Raw genomic sequence first — 22,165 nt, 5'->3', positions numbered from 1 at the left:
CTCTAGGCCGGCTGTGTGACTCCCCCGTGACCAGCGAATCGCGGACGAGGGTCTGGTTGTGCCCTCACTGGGGGGGTGACGATCCCACATTCCCTTGCCCTCGTTTTCATGTGACCGCTGTGTGACTCGGCCCTGCGACCAATCAGCGCCGCCCGCACCTCCCCGTTGAAGGCGCGGCGGTTGGGCAGACCCGTCAGGGGGTCGGTCAGTGTGGCGCGTTCCAGCGCCTCGCGCAGCGCGGCGTTGCCCAGCGCGATGGACACGTGCGGCGCGAGCAGCGCCAGGAACTGCAGATCGGTGTCGTCGAAGGCGTGGGTGTCGGAGCGCTGCATCGAGAGCACGCCGGCCCGCTCACCCTGCACCTCCAGCGGCACGAAGATTGGGGATACCTCGATTTCGCGCACCTGAACAAACGCCTCGACAATGACAGCGAGGTGAAGTATGGGACAGCGCCAGCGGTACACCAAAGAATTCAAGCTCGAGGCCGTCCGGCTCGCCCACGAGCCCGACCAGACCTTCACCGGCGTCTCGATCAATCTCGGCATCAGCGACTCGTCGCTTCACCGCTGGGCCAAGGAATTCGAGCAGCAGGGTCAATCAGCTTTCCCGGGTCACGGGAAGGCCAGCCTCAGCGCCGAGCAGGCAGAGATCAAACGCCTGCAACGCGAGCTGGACATTGCCCGTCAGGAACGTGATGTGTTGAAAAAAGCCGTGGCCTTCTTCGCCAAAGAAAAGTGAGGCGTTTTGAATTCATCGACGCGCACCGCTCCTTGTTCCGCCTGGACGTCATGTGCCGGATGCTGGACGTGACCAGAAGCGGCTATGCGACCTGGCGAGGAAGGCCGATGAGTCCCAGACGTGCTCAGGACGACGTCCTGAGCACGGAGATCCAGCAGATCCACACCCGAACCAAAGGGCGGTATGGCGTGCCCCGGGTGCATGCCGAGTTGCGGGAGCACGGCATGGCGTGCTCCCGGCGGCGGGTGGCCCGGCTGATGTCTGCGGCTGGCCTGCAGGGCAAAGATCGTCGGAAGCACAAGCGCACCACCACCCGGAACGAAACCCACCCCGTGGCGAAGGATCTCGTGCATCGGAACTTCGACGTACCGACGCCGAACACCGTATGGGCCGCCGATATCTCGTTTCTCCCGACGAAAGAGGGATGGCTCTATTTAGCCGTGATCCTGGATCTGCACTCGCGACTGGTGGTGGGCTGGACGATGGGCGAACGGCTCACGACCGACCTGCCTCTGGCGGCCCTGAACATGGCGGTGGCCCGCCGACCACCACCGGCGGACCTGATTCACCATTCCGACCGGGGGTCGCAATACACGAGCCGCCTGTACCAGGCGGCCCTGCAGAGGAGCGGAATGCAGTCGAGTATGGGGAGGAAAGGCGATTGCTTCGACAACGCCGTGGTGGAGTCGTTTTTCTCGACCCTGAAGCGGGAACTGATGATGGACACGGTGTTTATGTCGCGCCAGGAGGGGCGCAGTCAGGTGTTTGAGTACCTGGAAATCTTCTACAACCGCCAGCGGCGTCACTCGACCCTGGGATATCTGACGCCGGTAGAATTCGAACAGCGCGGAAACCGCGCGGTGGCGTAACTTCAAGTACGCGTTACCGAGGCAACCCCAGATCATCGAGCGCGTGCCCTGCTCGGGCGGCCCGTCCTCCGCGCGGATGTCGAGGATCACGTCCTGGGTCTCCAGCAGGCGCCGGACACGGTGGGGAAACGCGTCCAGGTAGGCGTCGATGTCGGGGATCGTGAGGGGCTCGCCGGGCAGCACGCCCTCCAGGAGGCCCCCGGGGGAGTACGGCAGGCGCTGGGTGGAGGTCTGCTCGCCCTCGAAGAGTTCCCAGCGCCCGTCGCCGCCCGGCTCCGGCAGTGCCAGCCGGGTGACGTGGGCGGGGATCAGCCGCCTGGCCTGCTGGTGCACGGTGCGCACGACGGCGTCGACCTGGTGACTGCTGCGGGCGAGCGCGGCGAGGGTCTCGACGAGCTGCTGGTAGCGCTGGAGCTGGGCTTCGGTCGACATGGGAACGGGGGACGCCGGAGGGGGGCGGGGGCAGGTGGAGAAGGGCGCACCCCCTTCAGGCCGCACTCTGCCCGCCTGGCCCTGACCGCGGCCTGAGCCTGACGGGAGACTCAAGGAGCAGGGCGGGCCCTGGGAGACCGCCTGCGCTCCCCTGCGGGATCGTCAAGACACCGCCGCATGAAGCCCCCTTTACCCCTGCCTTGTCCCCGCCGCCCCACGCTCGCGTACCGTGCCTGCAGCCCCACAGCCCGCTCCAGGAGGTTTCCATGCGCTGCCTGACCATCCCCCATCCTCACCACGCACTTTGCCAGAGCCAGGTTGCGCCGACGGGCGTGCCGTCTGCCCCCCAAGGCCAGCCTCCGGCGGCGAGTCGATGAGTCTCCTGACCCTGCGCGGCCGCTGGGTGGGGGGGGCGCACCGGCCCGGCCGCTCCTTCCAGGGCGTGGTGGAGGAGCCCGGTTCCACCGGACTGCGCCCCGGCGACCCCGTCACGGTGAGGTTTGAGGCCGGGACGGACGAGGGCCCCCAGGCGCGGGCCCACGGGCGCTACCACCTGGAAGGGATGCCCGCGCGCACCTTCGTGCTGGTGAGTTTCACCTGCCAGGATCGGGATCCCAGCGACCGCGCCGTGCTGGAGGACAGCGAGCAGGTCTGGGGAGGTGAAGTCTTCACTAGGGCGTAGCCCGGCGTGCCGCTGTGGTGCCGCCCTCATTGAGCGTATGGGTCAGGGGTGAGTGGCAGATTGCGGTGGGCTGGACAGCCTCCAATACGTGCCGATGGATGGCGACGCTGGGGCTGCCCCCACGTGAGCGCGGCAGCTCCCAGGCCTTCGTCGGGCGACACCGAGACTGTGCCCAGTACCAGGTGCGGTGAAAGAATGCCGACAGGGCCCATCCGCTACCCTGTGACATCCATGACCGCCCGCCCACCGCTTTCCCTGGACACCGTGCTCGGCGGCCTGTACGACGGCGTGTTCGTCCTGAGCCGCACCCGGCAGCTGCTCGCCTACACCCCCCGCGCCGCCGAGCTCCTCGGCGTGCCTTCCGATCAGCTGACCGCCGAGCGCTGCCTCGCCCTGGGCACCCACGCCCGGCGCGACGACGACACCCCGCTGCCCCCCGACGAGCGGCCCGTTCTCCGTTGCCTGGCCAGCGGGCAGCCCCAGCGCCGCCTCACCTTCAGCCTGGAGGGCCGCGCGCCGACCCGCTGGCTGCGGGTGACTGCCGAACCGCTGTGGCAGCCGGGCGAGGACGAACCCTTCGCCGCCGTGGTGGCCCTGACCGACGTCAGCGAGGGGGTGGAGCAGAAACGCGCGCTGCGCCGCGCCCTGCACCACGATGGGCTCACCGGGCTCCCGAACCGCGCGGGCTTCGAGGCGGTGCTGGAGGGGGCGCTGGCCCAGCGGCGCGCGGGCGGGCCGCGCGTCGCGGTGGCCCTCGTGGATCTCGACGACTTCAAGGGCGTCAACGACCGCCTGGGGCACGCGGCCGGTGACGCCCTGCTGCAGGCCGTCGCCCGGCGGCTGCGGAACACGCTGCCGGCGTCAGACGTGCTGGCCCGCCTGTATGGGGACGAGTTCGCCCTGCTGCGGTGGGCGGTGGGGGACAGGGACGCCGCCGAGCTGGGGCAGGCGGTGCTGGCGGCCCTGGCCGCGCCGGTGGAGATCGAGGGGGCCGTGCTCACGGTGTCGTGCAGCGTGGGGGTGATCGAGGTCTGGCAGGCGGAGACCACGGCGGGGGCGGCGCTGCGACGGGCGGACGCGCTGATGAACGCCGCCAAGCGGGCCGGCAAGGGCAGTGCGCGGGTGGAGTGAGCAGTCCGTCTTCCACCGGCAGGCGCGGAGCACCTGCCGACGTGATTGGGGCCCACCGCGCAGCGCGCATGGGAACCGGAGCTGACCCAGGACACGCACCGACACCGCGCGCTAAGTTCATCCCCAGGGCGAGGCGTCTCCTGCCTGCTCCCACTTCAGGCCAGGTTCATCCGTCAGGCTGCGCGGCACGAACTTCAGGTAACGCGCCAGCTTCGCCCAGGCGAAGACGAGCTGGATCACGCCCGTGAGGATGGTCGCTGCGCAGAGGGAGGCCACGCCGTGATCCTTCACGAGGTCGGTCATCAGCAGGGCCATGGCGCCGGTCTCGGCGCTGAGCATCCCGGGCCGGCCCCCGATGAAGGCGGTGATGAGGGCGATGCAAAAGGAGGCGTACAGCCCGACCGTGGGATCGACGCCCGCGCTGATGGAAAAGGCGATGGCCTCGGCAATCAGCGCGGGCGCCACGACAACGCCGGCGAGCACGTCGCCGCGGACATTGCCGAACCACTTCTGCCTGTCGGCAGCAAGGTTCAAAGGATGACCTCTGGACTGCATTTCCGCAGTGGCGGCTGGCCGCCAGGGGACAGGAACCACGTCCGCGTCGGTGGTCACGCTGTCCCCCGTTGTTCTCCAGGGGCACGCTCTCGGGAGGTGCCGCACCTGCGGTTGGGGGCAGTGTGCCTGACGGGCCCGGCGAACTCACTGGCCTGGCGATTCAGGCCCTGTGCCCGGGTGGGGGACAACGTCAGCAGTGCTGGTTGGCGGGCCGTGTCGGGGTCGCGTCCTCACGCGGCGCGGCCCGCCACAGCGCTGGAGATGGATCGGTCATGGCGCGGCCCCGGACGCGGTTCCGGCGCTCGACCTGGCCGCCGGCGTCATGTGACCACCGCGCGTCGGTGGTCTTGTCGACGCGCGGATATCCCCTGCCGGCTGTCCCGGGCGCCGCAGGGGCATCTCGAGGGAGCAGGGCCGGGCAGGCTGGATGGCATGCCCTGGGAACGGGCCAGGCGGCGGGGCAGTCGCCCGGCCAGCACGCCGGGGCCCGGTGGCCACCAGGCACGGCTCCGTCTGCTCCTCTCCGGGCTCAGCCCTCGATCAGGCCCGCCTCCAGGGCGAGCTGATACTCCTCCTCGGTGAGTTTCTCCTCGCGGCCCTCCTCGATCAGCGCTGCCAGGCGGGTGAGCCGGGCATCCACAGAGTCCTGGGGCGTCGGCCGGTCGGCGTCGGTCATGGCTCCAGTGCAGCACGCGGCGGTGAGCCGGGTGGTGGTGACGGCTGAAGATCGGCCTGCGCCGGGCCGGCGCACCGCCACGTGCCTGGGTTCGGTGGGGGTTCCCGCTGCGCGCCGGCTCACCGGAGCGGGTCTTCGAGATGTTCCAGCGCCTGCACACCCGCGACCATTACGGGGGCACCGGGCTGGGTCTGGCCGTCTGCCAGAAGATCGTGGAGCGCCACGGCGGGCGGCTGTGGGCGGAGAGTGCGCCCGGTCAGGGCAGCACCTTTCACGTCCGGTTGCCCGTCATTCCCGAGGCGTGAGCCTGGTCCGCCGCGAGTGGGCTCTACGCCGTGGCTGGGACGGCCGCTCACCCGGAGCGACTGGGGGTGGAGGCGTGCTTGCCCTGGGCTGGCGTCAGGGAACAGTTGCAGGGCTGTCCCAGCCGCCAAGATGCCGAATTCAGACCGGAATCAATCGCGTCCATCGATCATTCCGTTTCGATCAACCCGCCGAGAGCCCCACCGACACCTTTGGCCCCAGCGACCGCTTTAGCCCTCTCCAGCGCTTTGGCCGCGCTCCGTGACGTCGGGATTCCCGCGGGCGGCCGCTCACGGCGGAACCGGGTGTCCCTCCCGCCACGCCGGCGCCGGCTCGCCGTCCAGGCGGGGCAGGCTGAAGCCGAACGTCGCGCCCTCTCCCGGCACCCCGTGCGCCCACACCCGGCCGCCGTGACGCTCGATGATCCGCCGCACGTTCGCCAGCCCGATCCCGGTGCCCTCGAACTCCTCCTGACGGTGCAGCCGCTGGAAGAGCCCGAACAGCCGATCCTCGTACTGCGGATCGAAGCCGGCCCCGTTGTCCTGCACCGTGACCCGCCACTCCCCGGCCGCCGACTCGGCGACCACGCGAATGGTGGCCGGGGTGCGCCCGTGCGAGTACTTGAGGGCGTTCGAGAGCAGGTTCGTCATGACCTGCCGGAGCAGGGCCGCGTCCCCCACGACCACGGGCAGGTCAGCGACCTGCCACTGCACCGGCCGGCCCTCCAGCCCGGCGCTCAGCTCGTGCTGGACGGACGCCACGAGGGCCGCCAGCTCGACAGGCTGGCGCCGCAGCGGGTGCTGGGCGGTGCGCGCGAACTCCAGCAGCGCCTCCGTCAGGGCGCCCATCTGCGCGGTGGCCTGATCGATCACGTCCAGCGCGTGCTCCACCTTCTGCGCGTCCCCCCGCGCCACCGCCCGGCGCAGGATGCCCGCGAAGCCCGCGACGTGCCGGATGGGGGCCCGCAGGTCGTGCGAGACGGACGCCGAGAAGGCGTCGAGCGCCGCGTTGGCCTCGGTGAGCTGCGCCGTGCGCGCCTCGACGCGCTGCTCGAGACTGGCCAGCACCTGCGCCTGCCGGGTCTCGGCCTCGCGCCGCTGGGCCAGCAGCCCCTGGAGCGCGTGGCTGAGCTGCTCGACCTCCGCGTACTGGCGCAGGTGGGGCAGGCCGTGGGTCTCGCGCCGCTGGAGGGCGGTGGCGGCGTGCGTCAGGGCGCTCATCGGGCGGCTGAGCGCCCGGGCGGCGCCGTACGCCAGCAGCGCCGAGAGCAGCGCCCCGAACAGCCCCCATACCGCGACCCGGCGGCGCAGCGCCTGCACGGGGGCCAGGGCCTGACCGGCGTCCTGCCGGACGACCACGCGCCAGCCCAGGCCGGGCGCGGAGGCGCGGCCCGTGACGGCGTAGCCCGCCAGGTACGGGCGATCCGCCCAGCTGGCCTGCAGGCTGCCGCGGCCGCCGGGCGCGGTGTCCTGCAGCGCCGACGTCTGCGCTGGAAGCGTGCCGAGCAGCTCCCGGGGCCCGTGCAGCACGGTGCCGGCACGGTTGAGGATGAGCACCTCCACGGTTCTGGAGGGCGCGGCCAGCGCCCGCACGCGGCGCTCCACGCCCTGCACCCACGTCCAGCTGAGGTGCGCCCCCAGCACCCCCCGCCGCGCCCCCGCCTCGCCCCACACGGGCACGCTGAGATCCACGAAGCGCCGTGGCTGCCCGTCGGCCGTCCGGGGCAGTAACGGCTCCAGCAGGGTCGCGCGGTGGACGTCCACCACGGCGGGCCCCTGGCGGGCCCGCTGGAACCACGGGCGCCCACTCACCCGGACGCCGACGAGCAACCCGCCGGTCGAGGCCTGCACCACGCCCGCCTCATCCGCCCAGCCCATCCAGGCAATCTCCGGCCGGTCGCGCTGCAGCTGCTCGAGCAGCGCGCGAAGCCGCGTGGGGTCGCCCGAGCGCAGCTCCTCCAGACGGCTCACGAACAGCAGGTCGCGGGCCCGGTCATCCAGGGTGGCGTCGAGATCCTGCGCGGCCACCTCCGCCAGCTGGGTCAGCGCCGCGCGCTGCTCGAGTTCGGCCTGGCGGGTCGTGGCCGGCAGCACGACCAGCAGCAGGATCAGCGTGCCGAGCGCCGCCACGCCCGCGAACGTGAGCGCCAGTCGCCCGGCCAGCGAGGGGGGCGGGGCGCTTCGTCCCCACCGTCGACGCCGGATCGGGTGCATGAGGCCCCAGCGTAGCCCGCCGCCCCCCCACGGGCCGATGGGAAACCCGACATTCCCGCGGGACCGTCGGGGCTCCGGGGACAGTGTGGCCACTCGCTTACGGCTGGGGCTGGGCGTCGTGGCCACCGATCCGGCGCAACCGGGAGCCAGGGCGCCTGTGGGTCGAAGGTGGGGGCGCGGTGGGCGCCCCCCCCGGGTGCCGTCCAGGGCCGTCACGCCCGAAACGGTTGTGTTGCCTTCACGGGCTGCGCGGCAAGCGGAGAGCAGGAGTGGCCTGGACTTCAGGCCACTCCCGCCGCGACCGTTGACCACGCGTGGAACGCTTTTCGCTGATGGTGTCGTCTGTCCGAGACGGAGACACTGGTTCGAGGGTGGATCAGGTTGGTGACTCGGGCGTGGAGGTTCAGAAAGTGCTGAGTCCGTTTGGTGTTCCAGAAGCCGCGTTGACTCCGCTCTTGTTGCCGTGTGAGACGGTGGGATTGCTCAATCAGGTGAGTGCAGCGAGCGGTCGAGAGCACCCGCAGATGATCAACCCCCTGATGTGCCGGGAGTTCTCGGAGGGCGGCCCCGCAGCTGGCCAGCTTGTCCGTACTGATCGTCCCTGGAACGTTGAATTCGCCGAGCAGGCAGACGAGAAATGCTCTCGCCGCCTCGGTGTCGCTCTGGCGCTGGAGCAGGATGTCGAGCACGAAGCCGTGCTCGTCCACCCCCCGCCACAACCAGTGCCGGACGCCATTCACCGTCGTGCAGACCTCGCCCAGGTACCAGCGGGAACCCCGCCGGCGTGCCCGGTGACGAAGACCAGCCGTGAGGAGCGGGCTGAAGGAGATGGCCCATGCGCGCACGCGGTCTCGTGGCTGACCTGAATGCCGCGCTGGTCGAGTCATTCCTGGACGTCGCGGTCGCGGAGTGGAGCGCGGTGGGACAGCCAGATGGCATGGTGGATGAGCGGCATCGGAAATCGGTGGCGGCACGGTTTCGGGTCAGCCTACCCCAAGCCCGGTTCAGGCAGCACACTCGGGGTTTGCCGTCTGGCACCACAGCTGAAGCAGAACCGGTTTTCCGGGGTCAGGTCTCGGTGCACTGGCCCCTCACTCTGCACCCAGCATCGGAACCAGGATCGCCGGGGCCCAGCCGCGCAGCCAGGACGGGACGTCCTCGCTCGGCATGGGCCGGGCGAAGTAGAAGCCCTGCATCCCCCGGCAGCCCAGGCCGATCAGGGCCTGCGCCTGCTCTGCGGTTTCCACCCCCTCGGCCATGACCTGCAGCCCCAGGGCCCCGGCGATCCCGATCACCGCGCTGACGATGGCGAGGTCGTTGTGATCCGTGGTCAGGTCGCGCACGAACGAGCGGTCAATCTTGAGGGTGTCCACCGGCAGCAGCTTGAGGTAGCTCAGGCTGGAGTAGCCGGTGCCGAAGTCGTCGATGGACAGCCGCACCCCCAGGGCCTTGAGGGTCTGGAGCCGGTCGCGGGCCTGTGCGGCGTTGCCGATCAGCATGCTCTCGGTGATTTCCAGTTCCAGCAGATGGGGAGGCAGCCGGCTGGCGCTCAGGGTGCGCTCGACGTGTGCCACGAAGTCCGGGTGCGCGAACTGTGGACTGGCGATGTTCACGGAGACCGGTATGGCGACGCCCAGCCCGTCCAGCCAGCTGCGGGCCTGGTGGCAGGCGGTCTCCAGCACCCATTCGCCCAGCGGCACAATCAGACCGGTCTCCTCGGCCACGGGAATGAACGCCCCGGGTGCGATCAGCGGCTCGCCGGGCACCTGCCAGCGCACCAGCGCCTCCAGGCCCGTCAGGCTCCTGCGCTCCGCGTCGATCCTGGGCTGGAAGTGCAGGCGAAACTCCTGGTTCTTCAGGGCCCGGCGCAGCCGCTGTTCGAGGTGGTGACGCGCCTCGATGGCGTGCAGGATCTCCGCCGAGAAGAAGTGCGAGCGGTTGCGGCCCTCGCGCTTGGCCACGTACATCGCGGCGTCGGCGTGCTTCATCAGGGTGTCCACGTCCTGGCCGTCGTCGGGACACAGGGCGATGCCGATGCTGAAGGTCACGGTGAGCAGTTGCCCGTCCAGGTCGTAGGGTTCGGCCAGCGCGGTGACCACCCGGTCAATGATCCGGCGCACCGCGTGGTTGTCCTGCACTTCGGCGAGCAGGAGCACAAACTCGTCGCCGCCCTGACGGCTCACGGTGTCTGTTTCGCGCAGCAACCTGCCCAGACGCGTGGAGACCAGCTGGAGCAGCCGGTCACCGGCCTGGTGGCCCAGGGTGTCGTTGATGTGTTTAAAGTGGTCGAGATCCATGAAGACGACGGCGAACGGCGTCGCGTGCCGCCGGTGGTGGGCCAGGGCCTGCTGCGTGCGGTCATGCAGCAAGACGCGGTTGGGCAACTCGGTCAGCGCGTCGTGCTGTGCCAGATGGCTCATCCGCACCGCCATGGCCCGCGCCTCGCTGACGTTGTGGAAGACCACCACGGCGCCGAGCAGCCGGCCGTCCGCACCCACAATCGGCGCGGCCGAGTCCGCGATGCTGTAGCTCTGCCCGCCCGCCGCTTTCAGCGTGGCGTCCAGTTCCATGCCCACCACGCGGCGTTCCTGCAGGGCCAGGCGCAACGGGTTCAGCGCCGGCTGCTCACAGGCCGCGTCGCGCAGATCCATGACCCGCTCGATCGCCAGCCCCTGGGCCTGCGCGCGGTTCCAGCCGGTCAGCTCCTCGGCGACCGGGTTCATGAAGGTGACCTGCCCGGCGGGGTCGGTCGTGATCACCGCGTCCCCGATGGAATTCAGCGTGGTCTGGGCCCACTCGCGCTGCTCGATCACCTCCAGTTCGGCCGTCCGCCGGGCGGTGATGTCGGAGATCAGGGCGAAGAAGCCCTGCACCTCGCCGTCCTGGATGTCCGGGACGTAGGTGGCCTGCGTGTACCTCGGGCAGCCGCTGGCGTCCACGATCTCGCGCTCGAAGTGCTGCCGCTCTCCAGCCAGAGCGCCCTCGATGTGCCGCCGGTTCAGGGCGTAGAGCTCTGCGCCGATGATGTCGCTGATGTGCCTGCCGCGCAACGTGTCGGGATGGTGGCCGAACCAGTCCAGGTAGGCGGCGTTCCCGAAGCGGTTGCGGCCCTGGGCGTCCCAGTAGCCGACCATGGCCGGCAGGTTGTCGAGGATGCCCTGGAGGTGGCGCCGGGCCCGCGCCAGCTCCTGCTGGGCATGGACGCGCCCGTCGATGTCCTTGAGCGTGCCGGTTACCCGCAGGGGCTGCCCCTGCTCGTCGCGGGCCGAGATTCGGCCACGCAGCAGCACCCACCGCCAGCGCCCGTCGCGGTGGCGCATGCGGTGCTCGTACTCGTAGCTGTGGGTCTCTCCGGCGGCATGCCGCTCGTAAAGCGGGAGGAGGGCCGGGCGGTCGTCCGGGTGAACCTGTGCCAGCCAGGCCGCCGGGGTGGCCTCGAAGTCGTCCTCGGCGTAGCCCAGGATTTCCTTCCAGCGCGCCGAGAGGTACAGCTGACCCGACTGCGGGAACCAGTCCCAGACCCCCTCGCGGCTCCCCTCCAGGGCAAACTTCCAGCGTTCCTCCAGCACCCGGAGTTGTTCTTCGCGGTCGTGCCGATCGGTGACGTCCTGCACTTGATTGACGTAATAGGCCGGCACCCCGTGCTCGGTGATCACCGTCACGGTGATCTGGGCCCGCACCACCCGGCCGGAGCGGTGCAGGTAGCGTTTGCTGACCTGCATCGTCTCCAGTGCCCCGCTGTTCAGGGCCAGTAGCCGGTTCAGGTCGTCGTGTAGATCATCCGGATGGGTCAGTCCCCGGAAGGAGAGCGCTTGGATCTCCTCGGCGGAGTAGCCCAGCATCTGGCACATGGCGGCGTTGACCGCAAGGTAGCGGCCGTCGAGGGTCGAGACGACCATCCCCAGGGCAGCGTGCTGGAACACCGACGCGAACATGCGGGCCTGATCGATCATCCCGACAGGGTAGCGGATGCCCGCGCCCCGAACGGGGGAACCGTCTGCCGGCCGTGTCGGCTCTGCCCCCGAACCGCCAGACGGTCACGGACTGCGCCGGGCTGACCGCTCCGGATCCAGAGGCGCGGCTCGAGCAGAGCAGGCCTCAGGGGCGTCCGGCGGGCCGAAGCCGACCACCTGCCGCTGGAACGCGCCCCAGCGGGCCGGGGCATGCGGAAGTTCCCGAGTCTTCCGGGGACAGGACACGATTGTGGAAGTGTCGTCCGCCAAGTGAGGGCCCGTTTAGGAATTCAGCGTCGGGCGTTGACGCAGGGGTAGCGGAGAGAATGCCGTTCCAGACGTACGGTTCCGATCGCACTGAGGCTGAGGACGCCCCGAAGCGAGGGGTGGCCCCCACGTGCCACCCGAGGCGCACCAGCCGCGTGGTCGACCCGAGACACCGTCAACGCTGTGCTGTGTGTGCTGCGTGGCGGCGTTGCCTGAGGAGCGCTGCCGCACGAGTTCCCCCCGTGGGAGAGCGTGTACGCCCCCGTCAGTGAGCTCAGACGGGCCGGTATCTGGGAGGCCTTGCGTCGGCTCGATCGCGTGCGGATCGGGCCTCCCTCCCGATCCGCACGCCGCCATCATCGACAGTCCGTCCGCAAAGACCCCGGAAAGTGGTGGGCCGCGCGGTTTCGATGGCCATCAGAACGTGAACGGTCGCAAGCGGCACGCCCTGGTCGATCCCCTGAACCTGCTGCCGGGGGTCGTGATGCCGCCGGCGAACCTGCACGACCGTGTCGGTGGCCGGCGCTTGGTGGCAGCTGTGAAAGGACAGTGGCCCACCCTGGAGAAGGAACGGGCTGATCAGGGGTATGCCGGTCAGGAGGGGCGCCGGGCCAGTCAGGAACTCGACCTCAACCTCGAGGTCGGTGATCCGTGGCGGCCGTGGAGCCGGTGTATGCCCCAGTGGGTTGAGGCCCAGGGAGTGGACGGGTCGGCCTTTCACGGGGTGCCCGGACGCTGGGTGGTCGAGCGCACAGCGTGGATGGGCCGGAACCGTCGACCGTCACGGGCTTTCGAGACCCTGCCCGAGACGGAAGCAGTGTGGTGCTCCCTGGCCATGTGCCGCCTCTTGCTGCGCCGGTTGACCACATGCTGAAAAAACTTTCCCAGACAGTCTGTTCATTGCCCAAACGGGCTCCAGCGTAGCCTGCCGCGCCCCGCAGCCCGACCGGACCCCCGACCTGTCCAGGGCCGTCGGGGGCCGGGGATCGGGGGTCGGTGTGAGGCCTCGCTCAAGGCTGGGGCTGAGCGTCGTGGCCAGCGCGTTGGCGCACCTGGCAGGCCGGGCACCCGGTGGTCGGGCGGGCTGCGGGGCGCGGTGGGCGCACCCTCCGGATGCCGTCCAGTGCCGTCACGCCCGACACAGCGTGCGGTGTTCGGCTAGCTGCCCGACGACCCGGCGTCGGGCACACGCGCTCCACCCCGAACATGAGCGCTGCGGACGCAGCGCTGCTGGCCGGGCGCGGTCAGTGTTCGCCGCCGTAGCGGGATTTGGGGAGCGTGAACCCGAATTGGGCGCCCTCGCCCAGTTGCCCTCTCGCATGCACGTGGCCACCGTGACGGGCCACGATGCGGCGCACGTTGGCCAAGCCCACGCCGGTGCCCTCGAACTCCTCCTGGCGGTGCAGCCGTTGAAAGATGCCGAACAGCTTGCCACTGTAGGTCGGATCGAACCCCACCCCGTTGTCCTGCACCCAGAACGTCCAGCCGTTCTCCGCGTCCTCGGCCCACACCCGGATCTGCGCCGACGGCCGGGGCCGGGTGAATTTCACCGCGTTGGAGAGGAGTTGCTCCACCACCTGCCCCAGGGCCGCCTGATCCCCCTGCACCCGGGGGAGGGGGCTGATCTGCCACTCGATCTCCCGCCCCTGGTGTTCCGCCGTCAGGGTGCGCCGGGCCTGCGCCACCAGGGTGTCCAGATCGAGCTGGGCAGACTGCAGTGGCCGGCGGCTGGTGCGCGACAGCTGCAGCATGGCATCGATCAGGGTACCCAGCCGCTGGGCGCCCTGCTCGACGATGTCGAGGTAGCGGCTGAGTTTGCGGGGGTCGTCCGCGTGCCGACGGGCCAGCTGGGTGAAGCTGGTGATATGGCGCAGGGGCGTCGACAGGTCATGTGAGACCGAGTAGGTGAAGGCCACCAGTTCTTCGGTGGTGGCCTCCAGCACCCGCGTCTGCGCCTGCAGGGCCGCGAACTGGGCTTCCAGCTGAGACAGGTGCGTGGCGCGCTCCAGGGCCAGGCCCAGCGTGTTGGCCGCGTGGCGCAGCAGGCCCGGTGCGTCGGCCCCCTCGCCGGCCTGGTGCGGCGCCTGCCAGAACACCAGGAAGCCGGCCAGCCGCCCCCCAGGGGTGAGAATGGGCTCGACCCCCCCAGCCAGTGCAGGAAAGGTGTCCAGGGCGCCTGGAATATGTTGGTAGTTGCCAAAGTATGTGCCTTGCCGGGAGGCGGCCACCTGTTGCAGGACGGGCGTGTCGCGCAGGCGCAGCCCCGGCCGCGTCATGTGCGCGGCGATCGCCGCCGGCACCTCGCCCCAGACCGACGGCAGACTCAGCGCCTCGCCGTCCAGCCGCATCATCAGCATGCTCTGCGCCTGCAGCGCTGGGCCCAGCCGGGCCAGGGCGCGCTCGGCCACCTCTTCCGCTGTGCTCGCGCGCTGCAGCGCATCCGAGAGCGCGGCGAGCACTTCCGCGCGTTGCAGCGCGCGCCCCAGCGCCAGGTGACCGGCCTCCAGGGCCTGCTGATCGGCGGCCCGTTCGATCAACAGGGCCGCGAGCTGTCCCACCCCCTGCAGCTGAAGCGCTTCATCGGCCGTGGGCGAGTGCTGCGCCGCAACGACCAGGGTGCCCCACGGCGGCCCTCCAGCGCCCTGAATCGGCACCTGCCACGTGTCGGGCCGCTCACACCAGTTCGGGCGGGCGATGGGCTCGGCGCTGGCATCGGTTCCAATCCACGCCTGGGCGCCCTCCAGCCACAGGGCCACCGGCAGGCCCCCGAACTGCCGCTCGGCCGCCGCGAGCAGCCGCGAGAGCACCTCCACAAGGGGGCGTTGCCGCACCGACAGTTCCAGCACCTCGGCGCGCACCTGGTTCAGGTGTTCCGCCGCGCGTCGGCGCTCGGTCACGTCCCGCTGGATCGAGACCCAGTGCGTATACCAGCCGGTCTCATCGGCCACCGGTGAGATCGACAGCTCCACCCAGAACTCGCTGCCGTCCTTGCGGTAATTGACGAGCTCGGCGACCACCGGCTCCCAGCGCTCCAGCGCCGCGTGAATGTGGTCGAGGGTACGCCGATCCGACCGCGGCCCCTGCAGCAGCCGTGGCGAGCGTCCCAGCACCTCCGCTTCACTGTACCCAGTGGCGCGCGTGAACGCCGCGTTGGCATAGACGATCCGCGGCCCCGGGGCCCGCACCGGCTCGGCCTCGGTGATCAACACCGCGTCGGTGGCGGCAGCCAGCACCGTCTGCAGAAGTGCCAACTGCTGCTCCGCACGCTGCTGGCGGCGGGCCTCCAGCGCGCTCATAGAGACATCGACCCCCCGCCGACTCCAGTCCCCGACCGGGGGGGTGGTACCGCATGCCAGCAACCGAGTGGGACGACCGGACTGAGAAAAAGAGGCATCCCCACAAGTTTGAAAGCCTTCGGTCAGGCATATAGTTCATGGCTCACAGTGCGCTGCGGCTCAAGGTGGGGGGGGAGGTGCCCCTGGGTTGGGCCGCCGGGCGCCGACCGCTGGGGCGGCTCCCCTGCGCAGGCGGGCGTGCCTGTTCACTTCGGGGCCGTCAGGATCTGCACCCAGGGACTCAGCCGCCTTTCTGTGGCTGGAAAGGGCTCGCACCGGCGTCACCCCGCGCAGCGGCGCCCCGTACGGAACCAGCGCCCGCTTCCGCCCGACAGGGCGGCGCACGAGGACTGACCGACGTCCAGGCGACCCCGCGGCGTGAGGATCCTGTCGTGCATGGGCGCGGCCATCCGCGAGGTCGGGGCCGCGCGGCCAGCCGCCGACCACCCACCCGGTGGACAGCGCACGCTGCACCCGTCAGCCCAGGCGGAGGTGACAAACGGGTGGGGACGCTGCGGGGCACCCGGGGCATCGCGGCGCCGTGGTGGGTCGGCCACGGTCTGAGGCTCACCGAATGGGGGGCTGCCCAGCAGGGCGCGCCGGTCGTCGGCCGGCCCAGTGACCCACGGTCTCTGGGTGTCGATGCAGGCGACGTCCGCGTGGCGTGGTGAGGTGCCGCAACCTGACGGCATCCATCCGCAGCGCTGGTCTCCTGCCGCCCCCCTGCGAACGGCAGGGTTGGCCCTGTGGTCGACTGGCAACGATCCTTCCGCCTTCACCCGGAAGGGCTCGTCCGTCGGGATCCGTGGGGCGAGCAAGCGGTGTGTCTCAGGCTGGAAGTGTGGCCGCGGCCAAAGAAGGGTGGCCTTGTGCCTCGACACAGGCCCCGGAGGTCGCCCACCGCGCCTCGACCGTGCCGGGGTGGGCACTGGGGCTCGGGTCGCTTCCGCCGCAGCACTGCCGACCACCTCGGGGGCGAGGGGATCAAGGGAGGCCGAGAAGGCGGAAGCTCAGGTCTGCCCACCAAGGAGCGCCCGCGCCAGCAGGATCCGGTCGTCGACCTTTTCACAGTGAGTGGCGCCCACACCGATGAGTCTGTCAAGGCGGCTGCGTGCAGCGGCCTGTGCCGTCTTCCCGGCGAGCCCCCCCAGAACCGGACATCCGCTGAACGGGCGACCAATGCCCTGGTGGGGGAGCTGCCGGCTGGGCCGTCTGTCCAGCAGTGGGGCGCCCGGGTGCGAAGCACCCACAGCGCGCTGTGTGCGGGTCTTCCCGATCGGCGTCGGCACCGGCGGTTCCCATTCGCACTGAACCGCCTCTGGGCCGATCGCGCCCTGCGGCGGCCTCATCTGGACAACGACGTGGTGTGCGTGCAGGGCAGCGCACCGCCCTTGTGCTGTATCGGAGGTCGCTCCAAGCGACCTCGGTGCCTGCCGACGGCCGCCAGCGGCTCCGGGGGACATGGTGGATGGGGCCACACCGCCTGTTCTCTGGCTTCGGCTTGCATGCCGTGATCATCGATCACGGTCACGTGGTGCGCTGTGCCAGCGTGCCGGTCAACTCCGGTGATCCCACCGTGGCTCGCTGCCTTCTCACGATGGATGAAGCCCACCTGGTGCTGGGCGACCGGGGCGCCCTGGGCTGCGGCGTCGATGCCGAGCCGATCCACAAGCTGCTGGTGCCCCCCCTGGGGGGGGCGCCATGCGCTGGGTTCGCCAGTTCACCGAGGGTGTGTTCTCTCGTCTGGGTCGCTCGTTCCATCTGATGGCGCCTCAGTTGCACTCAGGACGCGCGAGGCGCGCCCGTGTCTGTCTGAAAGGTGGCGGCCCACCACCTGGCCCTGTCCTTCGGTCACCTGCGAGCCCCTCGCACTCGAGGGTGTCAGGGCCTGGAGCTGGGGTGGGGAACACGGCACCCGCCTGTCCCGCTGGGTCGCTCACCTCAACAGCGGCCAGGGGCCGGTCGGGTGAGTCGGCCTCTACCGTCCTGCGACAAAGGTGAGACGTGTTCCTCGCCCCCCTTCCCTGATCCGGTACAGTCGCTGCTGTGCCCATACAGCCCAGCGTCAGCGTGCTCTCAGCGACCCTTCAGGAGGTGAGCGAGGCACTGGCGGCCACCAGCACGCCAGAAGCGATCTTCGACATCATATTGAACCCCGCCCTGCAGGCGCTGGGTGGCCTGGGAGGGGCCATTTTCCTCGTTGATGACAGGGGGACGCTGCGCATCGCCGCCAGGTACGGGCACCAGGCGGAAGAGCGGCTGGTCTGGCAGGACGGTTCACTTGCTTCAGGCACGCCGGTCGGGGACGTGGTGTTGGCCCGCGCCCCACAGTTTTTCCACCACCGCGACGCGCTTTTGAACACCTATCCCGATCTGGAATCGCGCACCGGGGCCCGGGCCCCAGTGGCCACGGCCCTGTTGCCCATGGGCGTGGACGACCGGGCACTGGGCGCCATTGCCATTGACTTCGCAGATCCGCATGACTTTTCACCCGAAGAGCAGCGGTTCCTCAAAATTCTGTCGGCCCAGGGCGGTCTGGCAGTTGACCGGCTGCGTCTGATGACAGAGTTGCGCGCCCGGGCGGAGGAGCGGCAGCGTCAGGCCACCGCCCTGACCTCGTTCATCTCGCTCACAGCAGCGGTCGGCGCCACCACGGACGTCGACGCGCTGATCCGGATGGCCGAGCAGGTGCTGGGATCGGTGATTCCTGGCGTGATCAGCGCGTATTTCGAGGTGCAGGGCGAGCAGTGGGTGGCCCGCATCGCCACCGACGAGCGGCCGCAGGCGCTGCACGACGTGATCACGGCCGGCTTACCCGTCAGTACCCCCAGCTTCGCCCGGGCGGTGGCCCAGCGCAGCCCGCTGTTTGTGGATCACTGGAACGCGGCGGCGGAGGGTGTGCCCTTCACCGAGCAGTTTCAGATCGCTGCCCTCGCCCCGTACTTTCGCCATGGCCTGCCGGTGTCCATGTTCACGGTGGGGGCCGAGCAGCCGGAGAGTTGGAGCGCCGAGCACCGGGAGATGTTCCTGGCGGTGGCCCGCAGCCTGGGCAGCGCGCTGGAGCGTGCCGATGAGTACCGGCGCCAGGAGCGGCAGGCGGCGCTGGACGCATTCGTGGCCCTGACGGAATCCATCGGTACCGAAACAGATCAGCAGCGGCTGGCCGAGCGCGCAAAGGCGCTGCTGCTGGCGTTCTTGCCGGGCTGGTCGGTGGTCTACTACACGGTCGAGGACGGCCTGTGGAGGGCCAGCACGCTGGAGGTGCCGGACGCCGAGCTGGCGGTGGCCCTGAGGGCGGGGGTGCCGATGGACACCCCCGCCTTCGCCGAGGCGATCCAGCAGGCCCGTCCCGTGTTTGTGGAGGACTGGAAGGCCAAGGATCAGCACATGGAGCGGACAGACAAGTACGGCTCGGCCGGATTTTATCCCTATTTCACGGATGGCCAGCCGTGCGGCATGTTCGTGGTGGGCACCCAGGACAGTCCGGTCTGGCATCCCGGCGATCAGGCCGTCTTCCTGGTGGTGGGGCGCAGCCTGGAGCTGGCGCTGGAGTGGGCCACCCACGCGACCCTGCTGCGCCGGCAGAATGACGCCCTGCGCCAGCAAACCCAACAACTCGAACTGGAACGCGCCGGACTGGACGCCTTTGTCACCTTCACGCTCGCGGTGGGTGGCGTCACCAGCGTCCTGGAACTGGCGCAGCAGGCCATCCGGACGATTCACGCCACGGTGCCTGAGGTCAGCGCGGTGTACTTCGAGCCGGAGCATGCCCGCTGGACGGCGCGGGTCTGGTCGGACGATCTCATGCTGGACGTGCTCGAGCAGCTGGTGGCGGGGGTGCCGATGGACGCTCCCAACTTCACGGCGGCCATCCAAGCGGGAGCCGGTCAGTTCGTGGAGGCCTGGGACGTCGAGGCCCATCACCTGAGCGCGGTGCCGGCGGCGCCGGATCAACACGCCGCCTTTTTTCCCATCCTCGTGCATGGTCAGCCCCATGGTTTTCTCACGGCCGGGAAACAGCACCGCCGGTGGACAGCGCGGGAGCAGGGCGTCATCCGGGCCGTGGTGCAGGGCATGCAGATCGCGCTGGAACACACCCTGCAAACCGATCAACTGCGCCAGCAACGGGACGAACTGGATGCCCGCGCGGCCGCCCTCACGGTGGTGAACCAGGAACTGGAAGCCTTTGCCTACTCCGCGTCCCATGACCTCCGTACCCCCGTGCGCCATGTCCTGAGCTTTGCCGACCTCGCGAAACGGGCCCTTCAGCACGCCCAGAGCGACAAGTTGGAGCACCATCTGAGCGTGATCCAGGACAGTGCCGAGCGGATGACAGACATGATCGACGGCATGCTGGTGTTGTCCCAGATCGGTCGGGAACGGCTGATGCCCCGACTGATCAGCCTGGAGCCCCTGATCGTTCAGGCGCAGCGGGCTGCTCACGCCGCGTTCCCCACCCTCAAGGTCGAGTGGAGGGTGAGCGGGTTGCAACCGGTCTGGGCCGATCCCAAACTTCTCCAGCAGGTGTTGCTGAGCCTGCTGGGCAATGCCGTCAAGTTCTCCAGTGGGCAGGATGTGGCGGTCATTGCCCTGCAGGTTGAAGGAACCGAACACGAGTGGGTGATCTCCGTTCGTGACAATGGCGTGGGGTTTGACACGAGGTATACGGACAAACTCTTCCAGGTCTTCCAGCGGCTCCACCTCCAGAGTGAGTTTCCGGGATCAGGGGTGGGGCTGGCGGCCATGCGCAAAATCGTGACCAAGCACGCGGGCCGGGTCTTCGCTGAGAGTGACGGGACAACCGGCGCCGTGTTCGGGTTCACGTTGCCGCGCGCGCTCCAGCGCCCATGAACCGGCAGCTGACCCCTGGAGCCCGCGCGCCTTCATCTCAAGGCCGGGCCCCCCGTGCGGTCAACGGGTGTGCAGACCTGACGACCGGTGGCCCGGAAGGCGGTGCGCGCGCGACCGATTCGAGTGAGGCCCCCCCGCGCAGCGCGTGGCCCCAGAGGTGCGGTCTGCCGCACAGGCCTGGAGGCTTCCTTCTTCGTTCAGTTCCGTTGATGCCGAAGACAGAACGGAATCAATCGGCATGGCTATGATTCACCCGAGCCTGTGGCCAACGCCCCTGCACCGCCGCCCGGTGACGCCAGGGATCGCCGCTCACTTGTGCGGGCCACAGCATGGCTGGGCAGAGGGGCGGGCCTCCCTCTGGTGGCGCGGCGGGTCGGCCCTCCGGGACGTCGTCGGCACCTCGGGGGGAGCGCCCTGTCTGACGCGGGGGCTTGCCCGCCTTCAGCGCCAGCTCACGCGACCCGGCGCCGCCCGCTCGGCTCCCGTGGGCGTGGACAGCGACCGTCACGCTCCCTTCAACGCGCCGCGTGCTGGTGCAGCTGTGGATGGGGGAAGGCCCGGGGGCGCTGTCCCGATCAACGCCGTCCGGTTCGGGGAGCGCCGGCCAGCTCCAGCGTGGTGCACCCCCTGGCACTGGCGTGCTCCTGGCTGGACATAAACAGGCGTTCACTCAAGGCGCGGCCAGCCTGAAGATCCATCGTGTGTGCTGGTGGAGAGGCGACTGTGCTGATTGATTCCCCCGCCACCCTTCGCTCCTCCGCGCTGAGCGTCCCGGCCGCCCAGGCGGCCTTGGATCTGCTGCCAGCGCTCGCCGTCGTGGCCGCAGACGGCACCATCCTGGACGTCAACGCGGCGTGGACAGCCTTCATAAACGACAACGGCGGTACCGAGGCCGCCTGCGGACGCGGGGTGAATTACCTGCAGGTCTGCGACGCGGCGAGTGGCCCGGCATCCGACGAGGCCGCGCCGGTGGCGGCCGGACTGCGGGCTGTGCTGGCCGGCGAGCGGGCGGACTATACGCTGACCTATCCCTGTCACACTCCGGTGCGCCAGCGCTGGTACCGGGTGCACGTGCGGCCCTTTGCGGCGCAGGGGGAGCGGCTGGCCCTGGTGATGCACGAGGACGTCACCGCGCTGAAACTCTCGGAGATCCGGGCGTCGGACGTCGAGGCGGAGATTACGCAGGGCGTCCGGCGCAAGACGGCGGCCCTGCGGCAGGAGAACCGGGAGCTGGACGCGTTCATCGGCGGGGTGTCCCATGACCTGCGCACGCCACTGCGGCACCTGCGTGGCTTTCTGGAGGTGCTGCGCCGGCAGGCCGCCCCCCGGCTGACCGAGAGCGACGTGCGGCTCCTGGAGGTGCTGGACGGCGCCGCCGAGCGGCTGGGCCGGATGGTGGACGAACTGCTCGGGCTGGCCCGCGCCTCCCAGACGGCCCTGCAGGTGCGGGACGTTCACCTCGCCCAGGTGGTCATGCGCGCCTGGTTCCACCTGGCTCCGGAGACCCAGGGCCGCGAGATCGACTGGGTGGCCGGCGACCTGCCAGTCGTGCGGGGCGATCCCGAGCTGCTGACCCTGGCGTTCGAGAACCTCCTGAGCAACGCGGTGAAGTACACCGCCGGCCGGGCGCGGGCCCGCATCGAGGTGGGGGCCCGCGACGAAGAGGAGGCCTGGGTCGTGTTCGTGCAGGACGATGGCGTCGGCTTCGACCCGCGCTATAAGGATCGTCTGTTCGGGGCCTTCCAACGCCTGCACCATGAACGCGAGTTCCAGGGCATCGGGTTGGGCCTGGCCAATGTCCGGCGGGTCATGATCCGGCATGGCGCTGAGGTCTGGGGAGAAAGTCACCCGGGCGACGGGGCGACGTTCTACGTGCGGTTCCCGAAGACGCCCTCCATACCGTAGGCCACGGCCAGCGCGGTCTACCCCGCCGGAGTACCCTCGAGGGGGGGACGGATGCACCTCATCGAGATGACCCCGGTGCTGCCGGTCAGCGACCTGGCCCGCTCCACCGCCTTCTACCGTGACGTGCTGTCGTTCGAGGTCGTGGCCCACTCCGCGCAGATCACGCTGCGGCGTCAGTGATCGGGTCGACCATCAACCGATCTGGTGACCGCTCTCAGGCTCCAGGCATCCACGTCCAGGGCCTTCCCGAACCAG

Annotated in this window: 16 protein-coding genes and 1 pseudogene; 10 read left to right on the top strand and 7 right to left on the bottom strand. The window is 69.9% G+C overall.

Annotated elements, in window-relative coordinates:
- Positions 1-2 precede the first annotated feature (2 nt).
- Positions 3-404 carry a GAF domain-containing protein gene (locus CVO96_RS20370; protein WP_165795478.1) on the bottom strand — a complete coding sequence of 134 codons (402 nt, stop codon included), beginning with the start codon at positions 402-404 and terminating at the stop codon, positions 3-5.
- A 37-nt stretch (positions 405-441) separates the two neighbouring features.
- Here CVO96_RS20370 and CVO96_RS20365 point away from each other — a divergent pair.
- From CVO96_RS20365 to CVO96_RS20350, 4 genes are all read left to right on the top strand, one after another.
- Positions 442-1,607, top strand: a protein-coding gene (locus CVO96_RS20365) for an IS3 family transposase (protein ID WP_103314291.1) whose coding sequence is annotated in 2 segments (ribosomal slippage) — positions 442-712 and positions 712-1,607 — 1,167 coding nt in all. Because the reading frame shifts where the segments join, the coding sequence is not laid out codon by codon here.
- 120 nt (positions 1,608-1,727) lie between these two features.
- On the top strand, positions 1,728-2,135 hold the full coding sequence (locus tag CVO96_RS20360) for a hypothetical protein (protein WP_103314306.1): 408 nt from the start codon (positions 1,728-1,730) through the stop codon (positions 2,133-2,135).
- A gap of 277 nt (positions 2,136-2,412) precedes the next feature.
- Complete coding sequence (locus CVO96_RS20355; RefSeq protein ID WP_103314305.1) at positions 2,413-2,721, top strand: hypothetical protein; 309 nt, start codon at positions 2,413-2,415, stop codon at positions 2,719-2,721.
- 231 nt (positions 2,722-2,952) lie between these two features.
- A complete protein-coding gene (locus CVO96_RS20350; protein WP_165795477.1) occupies positions 2,953-3,852 on the top strand; it encodes a GGDEF domain-containing protein in 900 nt (299 codons plus the stop codon).
- Between the two features lie 117 nt (positions 3,853-3,969).
- On the opposite strand, the gene CVO96_RS20345 is transcribed toward CVO96_RS20350, so the two are convergent.
- Both CVO96_RS20345 and CVO96_RS21220 read right to left on the bottom strand, forming a co-directional pair.
- Positions 3,970-4,386, bottom strand: a complete 417-nt coding sequence (locus CVO96_RS20345; RefSeq protein ID WP_103314303.1) for a SulP family inorganic anion transporter — start codon at positions 4,384-4,386, stop codon at positions 3,970-3,972.
- A 550-nt stretch (positions 4,387-4,936) separates the two neighbouring features.
- Positions 4,937-5,083, bottom strand: a complete 147-nt coding sequence (locus CVO96_RS21220) for a hypothetical protein (protein ID WP_165795476.1) — start codon at positions 5,081-5,083, stop codon at positions 4,937-4,939.
- Positions 5,084-5,127: 44 nt separating this feature from the next.
- On the opposite strand from CVO96_RS21220, the gene CVO96_RS20340 reads away from it, so the two are divergent.
- The gene (locus tag CVO96_RS20340; RefSeq protein ID WP_341476195.1) at positions 5,128-5,388 is read left to right on the top strand and encodes a sensor histidine kinase; all 261 of its coding nucleotides are present in this window, start codon (positions 5,128-5,130) and stop codon (positions 5,386-5,388) included.
- Positions 5,389-5,676: 288 nt separating this feature from the next.
- Here CVO96_RS20340 and CVO96_RS20335 read toward each other — a convergent pair whose 3' ends face one another.
- From CVO96_RS20335 to CVO96_RS20325, 3 genes and pseudogenes are all read right to left on the bottom strand, one after another.
- A complete protein-coding gene (locus CVO96_RS20335; protein WP_133161903.1) occupies positions 5,677-7,599 on the bottom strand; it encodes a sensor histidine kinase in 1,923 nt (640 codons plus the stop codon).
- 281 nt (positions 7,600-7,880) lie between these two features.
- Positions 7,881-8,554 (bottom strand): annotated as a pseudogene (locus tag CVO96_RS20330) (IS6 family transposase).
- Between the two features lie 136 nt (positions 8,555-8,690).
- The gene (locus CVO96_RS20325; protein WP_103314300.1) at positions 8,691-11,552 is read right to left on the bottom strand and encodes a sensor domain-containing protein; all 2,862 of its coding nucleotides are present in this window, start codon (positions 11,550-11,552) and stop codon (positions 8,691-8,693) included.
- A 397-nt stretch (positions 11,553-11,949) separates the two neighbouring features.
- Here CVO96_RS20325 and CVO96_RS21750 point away from each other — a divergent pair, with 397 nt between their 5' ends.
- Entirely contained in the window at positions 11,950-12,693 is a 744-nt protein-coding gene (locus tag CVO96_RS21750; protein WP_103314299.1) for a transposase, read from the top strand.
- A gap of 370 nt (positions 12,694-13,063) precedes the next feature.
- On the opposite strand, the gene CVO96_RS21520 is transcribed toward CVO96_RS21750, so the two are convergent.
- Entirely contained in the window at positions 13,064-15,115 is a 2,052-nt protein-coding gene (locus CVO96_RS21520) for a PAS domain-containing sensor histidine kinase (RefSeq protein ID WP_279327030.1), read from the bottom strand.
- A 1,636-nt stretch (positions 15,116-16,751) separates the two neighbouring features.
- Here CVO96_RS21520 and CVO96_RS21330 point away from each other — a divergent pair.
- The 4 genes from CVO96_RS21330 to CVO96_RS21325 all read left to right on the top strand — a co-directional run bounded on the left by CVO96_RS21330 (position 16,752) and on the right by CVO96_RS21325 (position 22,090).
- Positions 16,752-16,919, top strand: coding sequence for a hypothetical protein (locus tag CVO96_RS21330; RefSeq protein WP_207795397.1), 168 nt, complete (start codon positions 16,752-16,754; stop codon positions 16,917-16,919).
- 281 nt (positions 16,920-17,200) lie between these two features.
- Positions 17,201-20,005 (top strand): GAF domain-containing sensor histidine kinase, encoded by a 2,805-nt coding sequence (locus tag CVO96_RS20305; RefSeq protein WP_103314298.1) that lies wholly within the window; start codon positions 17,201-17,203, stop codon positions 20,003-20,005.
- A 723-nt stretch (positions 20,006-20,728) separates the two neighbouring features.
- Positions 20,729-21,910 carry a sensor histidine kinase gene (locus tag CVO96_RS20300; RefSeq protein ID WP_133161902.1) on the top strand — a complete coding sequence of 394 codons (1,182 nt, stop codon included), beginning with the start codon at positions 20,729-20,731 and terminating at the stop codon, positions 21,908-21,910.
- A gap of 51 nt (positions 21,911-21,961) precedes the next feature.
- The gene (locus CVO96_RS21325; protein WP_207795396.1) at positions 21,962-22,090 is read left to right on the top strand and encodes a VOC family protein; all 129 of its coding nucleotides are present in this window, start codon (positions 21,962-21,964) and stop codon (positions 22,088-22,090) included.
- The last annotated feature ends 75 nt before the right edge of the window (positions 22,091-22,165 follow it).

It is taken from the genome of Deinococcus koreensis (assembly GCF_002901445.1).
In the GTDB taxonomy this organism is placed as follows: domain Bacteria; phylum Deinococcota; class Deinococci; order Deinococcales; family Deinococcaceae; genus Deinococcus; species Deinococcus koreensis.
Note: the sequence above shows the minus strand (reverse complement) of the source record. Positions and strands in the feature narration are given on the sequence as shown.